The organism is Halobacillus sp. AWM4_238, from assembly GCF_056158265.1.
On sequence record NZ_JBSWSY010000002.1, the window covers coordinates 3,950,425 to 3,957,191 of the forward strand.

The following is a 6,767-nucleotide window of genomic DNA, read 5'->3' on the forward strand; positions in this document are numbered from 1 at the left end:
GAACCAGCCAAGGCTGGAACCTATGAAAAGGGAAAGAAATGAAACAAAGATCATAATTCGTGGGAATATTCAGAATTATGTATATATAATAGCATGAACCTTCCAGTTAATCAACTAAATATTCAGAAAAAAGAAGCGAAAGAAATCTCCCCTGGTGTACAGGGGAGAGAGTGGTTAGTCGTTAGCCATGGTATGGAATGTTTTTTCCACCGCTTTTAATGTTTGATCGATATCCTCATCCGTATGAGCGGTTGTCAGGAACCATGCTTCGTATTTTGATGGAGCGAGATTGATCCCTTCAGCTAGCATAAGTTTGAAGAAGCGGGCGAATTGGTCTCCATTCGTATTTTCTGCTTGTTCATAGTTTTCTACTTTTTCATCTGTGAAGTATACGGTCAGCGCGCCTTTTAATCGATTGATTTGAATTTGAATTCCATAATCCTCGGCGTGATCCAGAATTCCTTTTTCCAAACGGGCACTGAGCCTGTCCATTTCATCATACACCCCGTCCTCTTGAAGAACCTCAAGGCATGCGATTCCTGCAGACATGGAAGCAGGGTTCCCTGCCATCGTTCCTGCTTGGTACGCGGGGCCTAATGGAGCGACTTGTTCCATGATGTCCGCACGACCACCGTAAGCACCAATCGGAAGGCCTCCACCAATGATTTTACCCATGGCTGTCATATCCGGTTCTATATCTAAAAGTTGCTGAGCGCTTCCGTATGTAAAACGAAAAGCTGTGATGACCTCATCATAAATCACTAAGGCGCCAGCGTTGTGAGTGAGTTCGTTTACTTCTTTTAGGAAGCCTGGTTTAGGTTCGACGATTCCGAAGTTTCCTACGATGGGTTCAACGAGTACACCGGCAATTTCATCACCAAATTTTTCAATGGCTTGTTTGAATGGTTCGATGTCATTAAAAGGTACGGTGATGACATCCTGTGCAATTGATGCGGGTACGCCTGCGGAATCAGGTGTACCAAGAGTTGATGGACCGGAACCTGCGGCTACAAGAACTAAATCAGAGTGACCGTGATAACAGCCGGCAAATTTAATGATTTTGTTTCTCCCTGTATAGGCGCGGGCAACTCGAATGGTCGTCATGACGGCCTCTGTACCTGAATTGACGAATCTCACTTTATCCAAAGAAGGAATGGCTTCTTTTAGCATTTTAGCAAAACGATTTTCAAGGACAGTTGGTGTTCCGTACAGCACGCCGTTCTGTGCAGCTTTGGTTATGGCTTCTGTGATATGTGGGTGAGCATGTCCAGTGATAATCGGTCCGTATGCTCCTAGGTAATCGATGTATTCATTTCCATCGACATCATAAAAACGTGATCCGTGTGCACGGTCCATATAAACGGGAGTCCCGCCCCCTACACCTTTATAAGCACGGGAAGGCGAATTGACACCTCCGACGATGTGTTCTGTTGCTTCTTTATATAATTGTTCCGATTGATTGATATTCATAAATAACCTCCTAGACATTGCTGTTCACTGTTTATTGTAGCATGCTTGTCCATCCGGAATCACAAAGCTGCTTCCCGGTATTTGGATCCGGGAAGCAGCCTTTGAAAGGTTCCTTCACTCTAGAGCGTTGAAACAGTAATCCGATCAATTACGAGGAAAGTAACACTGAACACACGCAATGTTCAGTGTGAGCTGTTCTTAGTATAGGAATGCTGCACCAACGATGATTAGAAGGATGAAAAGAACAACGATTAGCGCAAAGCCTCCGCCATATCCGTAACCCATTCACAATTCCCCCTTTCCGTTGTTTACTGTATCTTATGCAGCCTTCGACTTGCGGGCTGTGCGTTCGCCCGGTTTTCCATGAAAAATGGACCTTCAACCAGTTTGACTGGAGGAGGGAGGGCATAATTAGTCCTAGGCACTCATATGAACAATTAGGGCTTGTTTACTCTTTTTATTAAGGAGCTTAACTATGATAACGATCATCATCTCTGCTCTTTCCCTCGCTGTGATTGGAGTGAGCCTGCGTCAGATTTTTCATTCCCTGGAATTTGAACACAAAATATTCTCCTTTCAACTTTTTGTGTCCATCATGATGTTGTATACCATTGTCATGGTGGGGTTCGGTGTTATTTATGCAGCCCTGATCCTTCAAGGGATGGAAGTTTACAAGGCGGACACACCATTTATATACGATTACTGGATACACGAAATAGTCAGAAGTGTGTATTTCAGTGGGGTGACGTTATTTACAGTCGGTTATGGGGACTTGACGCCTGTGGGGGTCGGGAAGTGGATTGCTATTATCGAGGCGATGGTGGGTTATACTCTGCCGGCTGCGCTCGTTGCAAAAGTTTGGTTGAAACATAAAGAGGAACGCTGAGGTTGGAAGTTTGTCCGCATTTAAGGTAACCTAGGTGGTAGAAACCATTTAGGAGGGTCTTCAATGACAGTTGAAAAAGGAAAACAAGTACAAGACTTCACACTACCAGCAAACAGCGGCGAATCCGTATCCCTTTCTGATTATAAAGGGAAAAACGTAGTCCTTTATTTTTACCCTAAAGACATGACTCCTGGTTGCACGACAGAAGCCTGTGATTTCCGTGATCATCACGAAAGCTTCGAGGATTTGGATGCCGTCATCCTGGGTGTCAGCCCTGATCCAGTGGAATCACACGAAAAATTCATTAACAAACATGACCTCCCGTTCCTTCTGCTTGCAGATGAAGATCACCAAGTAGCTGAACAATTTGGTGTCTGGAAACTGAAGAAAAACTTCGGTAAAGAATACTACGGCATTGAGCGATCCACTTTTATCATTGATAAAGAAGGGGTACTTAAGGAAGAGTACCGCAAAGTGAAAGTTGAGGGTCACGTAGAATCTGCTCTGGAGTATATCCGTGAAAACCTATCATAAATGAATCAAACCATAGTCCATAAGTGACTATGGTTTCTTTTTCATCTAATATAGAAAGAAAAGGGAAGGGGTTGTTACCATGAAGATCGTTTCTGCTATAAAAAGAGTCCCAGACGAAATCCAGCTTAGGCTGCAAACGCGTTTTCCTGAGGCGGCTTTTATTTTTTGTCATGGGATGGATGAAGCGAAGTATTACCTCGAGGAAGCGGATGTCTTCATTACATATGGAGAAGACTTGGATAGAGAAAAAATACAGTCTGCCAAAAAGCTGAAATGGATCATGGTATTATCTGCAGGAATGGACCGAATGCCTTTTGATGAAATTGCCAAAAGAGATATTCTTGTCACGAATGTAAGGGGAATTCATGCACAACCTATGGCAGAGTACGCGATTTCCATGTTGCTGCAAGTCTCACGAAAAGCGAAAATCCTCATACAACAAGAGCAAAAGGCAGAGTGGAATCGTCGCCCTGTCATGCACGAAATAAGTGGAAAGACGATGGTATTGTTAGGGACAGGAGCTATTCAGCAAGAAGTGGCTCGTTTAGCGAAAGCCTTTCAAATAAAGACCATCGGTGTATCTAAATCTGGAAATGAAAAACCGTATTTTGATCAAACTTTTCCGGTTCAACAAATGGAACTGGTCCTTCCTCTCGGGGATTTCGTTGTGGCTGCTCTTCCGAGTACTCCGGATACGAGATATTTACTCGAGGAGAAACATTTTAAAGAAATGCCTGAACACGCCATTTTCCTCAATATGGGGAGAGGGGATCTAGTTTCAACAGAAGTGATTTTGCATGCGGTGCGTAAGAACCATATTGCCCATGCGGTTCTGGATGTGTTTGAAGAAGAACCTTTACCTGAAGATCACCCGGTATGGCAGGAAGAAAACATAACGGTGACACCGCACATTTCAGGGATCTCGCCTCACTATGTTCCAAGGGGATTTAATCTTTTTGAAGAGAATCTGTCTGTTTTTCTAAGTGGAGAAGGAGAATTACGAAATATTATCGATTCAAAACGGGGGTATTAAGATGAGGATTTACACACGGTCAGGGGATAAAGGGAAAACCTCTTTAATATATGGTCAACGTGTAGCTAAAAATGATATCAGAGTAGAGGCTTATGGAACATGTGATGAAGCGAACTCGATGATCGGTCTGGCGCTCAGCCATTTGAATAATGAAGATTGGACCGATAAGGAGGCCTTTCTACAGACTTTCCAAAAAATCCAGACGGTTTTGTTTCATGTTGGTGCAGAACTGGCCACACCAAAAGGGAAAGATGTTATGTGGAAATTGAAGAAAGAGCATATTGAAGAGCTGGAAAAGCACATTGATGAATGGGATCAGTCACTGGAACCATTGAAAAATTTCATCCTGCCATCCGGCCACCAGGCATCTGCCGCCCTTCATCTTGCTCGCACTGTGGTTAGAAGAGCGGAAAGGATGGCCGTGGCTCTTGAAGAAGATTTGGATAATGAATTGGTCGTGTCGTATTTGAACCGACTATCAGACCTTCTTTTCGTAGCGGCGCGTTATGTGAATCTTCAACTTGGGGGAACAGAAACACCATTAGATCCGGATGTGTGAAGTCCTACGTTCTAAGGGTGCTTAATATTGACAATTCCTTAAAGGTAAGGTTACACTAATTGTAAGGATTCTAATTTAATAATATTATAAATCAAGAATCAGTTTATGAAAGCGAGGTGCATGACCGTGTCAGACCATCGACTCCAAGATGCCGTTGATACACTGAAAGGCTCTGGTGTACGAATTACTCCACAGCGTCATGCGGTGCTTGAATACCTGCTGAATTCTATGACTCACCCAACAGCTGATGAAATTTACAAAGCTTTGGAAAGTAAATTTCCAAATATGAGTGTAGCCACGGTTTATAACAATCTCCGTGTATTTAGAGAAAATGGACTCGTACGGGAGCTTACTTACGGTGATTCTTCAAGCCGCTTTGATTGTAATACAAGTGATCACTATCATGCGATTTGCGAATCATGCGGTAAAATCGTTGACTTCCACTATCCAAGTTTGAACGAAGTGGAATCATTAGCTGAACAGGTGACTGGATTTAATGTAAGTCATCATCGCATGGAAGTCTATGGAACGTGTACAGAATGCCAATCGGATAACGCTCACTAAAACTGGAAGCGCAAGGCTTTCAGTTTTTTATTTACTATAAAAAAACCTCCGCTGCATGTGCAGCGGAGGTTTTTGATCGAAGTCACTTTATCGTTTATTTATTGCTGGCCTTGCGTTTCCTTTTTGTACCGTTTCTTATTGTATTTCTCATCAAAATCTTTTCCTTCTAATGACTTGTCCATTGTAAGAGGTTGATCGCAATGCATACAAGCATCCACGCGTCCGAGCATCTTGGTTGGTTTTTCACAGGACGGACAAACGATCTGTACGGTCTTCGTTGACAGCATGCCGATCCAGAAGTATACGACGGTACTGAGACCGACAAAACCTACGCCTAATATCATGAATGTTGCCATCGCCCACATCGTATCTTTGAATAACAACCCAATGTACATTACGCCGATACCGAGGAAGATCAGCCAGAAAGCAAAGGAACGAATCTTGTTGATTTTGCTGCTGTATTTTAACGCCACTCAGGGTCCCTCCTTACTATCTATCACGAGTATAGCATATTTTCATTAGGCAAATATAATAGGAAAAAAGGATTTTGCCTAAACATAGCGAATAAACACAAAGAAAGGGAAACTGAATGTGGGGGAAAGAATATGGAAGATCTATTACGCCCGATTTATCAAGAAAAAGCCAGTCAAAGCAATACACTAGGCATTCTTATATTAGAAAAGAAGAAACCGATTAGTCCTGTAACGGATAATTTTGATGTCATTCTATTCATTATTGTCCGAGACGCGGAGGAATTATGGTATGTAAAACATTATGAATTTGAGAATAAATCAGCAGCAATGCATATTGTGGATGAAAAGCTTCTACAGCATTGGATCGATACAAGTTCGTATCGCCGAGCTGTAGAGTGGGTGATTAACGGACATATCATTTTTGAGAGAAATGAGTACCTGACGGTTTTGAAAGAACACTTGCGGGAGTTCCCTCAACAAAACCGCAATCTAAAGAAAGCCATTGAATTTGCTAAATTAATTCGTAGTTATAGTGAGTCCAAAGACTTGTATGATTCTGAACAGTACCTGGATTCATACAGTCGTATGGTTAACTCTCTTCATTATTTAGCGAGGCTATCCATTATTGAAAAAGGTTTTCACCCTGAAGTGACCGTGTGGAACCAGGTGAAGCGAATTGAACCGGAAATCTATAAACTTTACCAGGAACTTATTGAAAGTGGTGAACCAACAGATAAAAGAATACAGTTGATGATTTTAGCTGTTGAACACTCAATTAGTAAGAGAGCGAGGGCAAGTGCTCAGCATTTGTTGCAATTGATGAATGAGAGAGAAGAGCCCTGGTCGTTCGGTGAGCTGAAAGTACATCCTGAGATTCAAGAATATATTTTGGATTTATCTTCAATGATCGAGTATCTTGTGGACTACGATGTCATTGAAGTCGTGCCGCAGGATACGAAGGGACCACATATATTCCATAGAAGGTACAAGCCTGCCGAACAATATGCAGAAAAATGAAACAGCCCCCTCTTCTAATTCAGATAAAGAAGAGGGGATCTTTTTTTTGAAAAAGTTATTGACGGAAGAATTCACCCCGTGCTATATTAATAAGCGTCGCATTAAGAGAGCGACAACGAGCCAAACAAAATCATGAAAAAAGTTGTTGACACAAAACGACAGACATGATAAATTATTACTTGTCGCATTAAGAGAGTGACAAGCCGAAAACGGATCACAAAAAAATCATGA

General features: G+C 42.3%; 9 protein-coding genes. 6 read left to right on the top strand and 3 right to left on the bottom strand.

The window, feature by feature from the left end; genetic code table 11:
• Window positions 1-174: 174 nt before the first annotated feature.
• Together ACXACN_RS19655 and ACXACN_RS19660 are read right to left on the bottom strand one after the other, a co-directional pair.
• Window positions 175-1,470: a glutamate-1-semialdehyde 2,1-aminomutase gene (locus ACXACN_RS19655; RefSeq protein WP_474966762.1), complete on the bottom strand. Its 1,296-nt coding sequence runs from the start codon at window positions 1,468-1,470 to the stop codon at window positions 175-177.
• Between the two features lie 198 nt (window positions 1,471-1,668).
• Complete coding sequence (locus ACXACN_RS19660; protein ID WP_085030712.1) at window positions 1,669-1,755, bottom strand: YjcZ family sporulation protein; 87 nt, start codon at window positions 1,753-1,755, stop codon at window positions 1,669-1,671.
• Window positions 1,756-1,945: 190 nt separating this feature from the next.
• On the opposite strand from ACXACN_RS19660, the gene ACXACN_RS19665 reads away from it, so the two are divergent.
• The 5 genes from ACXACN_RS19665 (at window position 1,946) to perR (ending at window position 5,046) form a co-directional block, all read left to right on the top strand.
• Window positions 1,946-2,356 (top strand): potassium channel family protein, encoded by a 411-nt coding sequence (locus ACXACN_RS19665; RefSeq protein ID WP_474966763.1) that lies wholly within the window; start codon window positions 1,946-1,948, stop codon window positions 2,354-2,356.
• A gap of 63 nt (window positions 2,357-2,419) precedes the next feature.
• Window positions 2,420-2,890, top strand: coding sequence for a thioredoxin-dependent thiol peroxidase (bcp, locus tag ACXACN_RS19670; protein WP_474966765.1), 471 nt, complete (start codon window positions 2,420-2,422; stop codon window positions 2,888-2,890).
• A gap of 79 nt (window positions 2,891-2,969) precedes the next feature.
• Window positions 2,970-3,923, top strand: a complete 954-nt coding sequence (locus ACXACN_RS19675) for a D-2-hydroxyacid dehydrogenase (protein ID WP_474966766.1) — start codon at window positions 2,970-2,972, stop codon at window positions 3,921-3,923.
• Window position 3,924: 1 nt separating this feature from the next.
• Window positions 3,925-4,482 (top strand): cob(I)yrinic acid a,c-diamide adenosyltransferase, encoded by a 558-nt coding sequence (locus ACXACN_RS19680; RefSeq protein ID WP_474966767.1) that lies wholly within the window; start codon window positions 3,925-3,927, stop codon window positions 4,480-4,482.
• Between the two features lie 120 nt (window positions 4,483-4,602).
• Window positions 4,603-5,046, top strand: coding sequence for a peroxide-responsive transcriptional repressor PerR (gene perR, locus ACXACN_RS19685; protein WP_474966929.1), 444 nt, complete (start codon window positions 4,603-4,605; stop codon window positions 5,044-5,046).
• Window positions 5,047-5,144: 98 nt separating this feature from the next.
• Here the strand turns inward: perR and ACXACN_RS19690 are convergent, their stop codons facing one another.
• Window positions 5,145-5,519, bottom strand: a complete 375-nt coding sequence (locus tag ACXACN_RS19690) for a YgzB family protein (protein ID WP_474966769.1) — start codon at window positions 5,517-5,519, stop codon at window positions 5,145-5,147.
• Window positions 5,520-5,651: 132 nt separating this feature from the next.
• Here ACXACN_RS19690 and ACXACN_RS19695 point away from each other — a divergent pair, with 132 nt between their 5' ends.
• Complete coding sequence (locus ACXACN_RS19695) at window positions 5,652-6,536, top strand: nucleotidyltransferase-like protein (protein ID WP_474966770.1); 885 nt, start codon at window positions 5,652-5,654, stop codon at window positions 6,534-6,536.
• The last annotated feature ends 231 nt before the right edge of the window (window positions 6,537-6,767 follow it).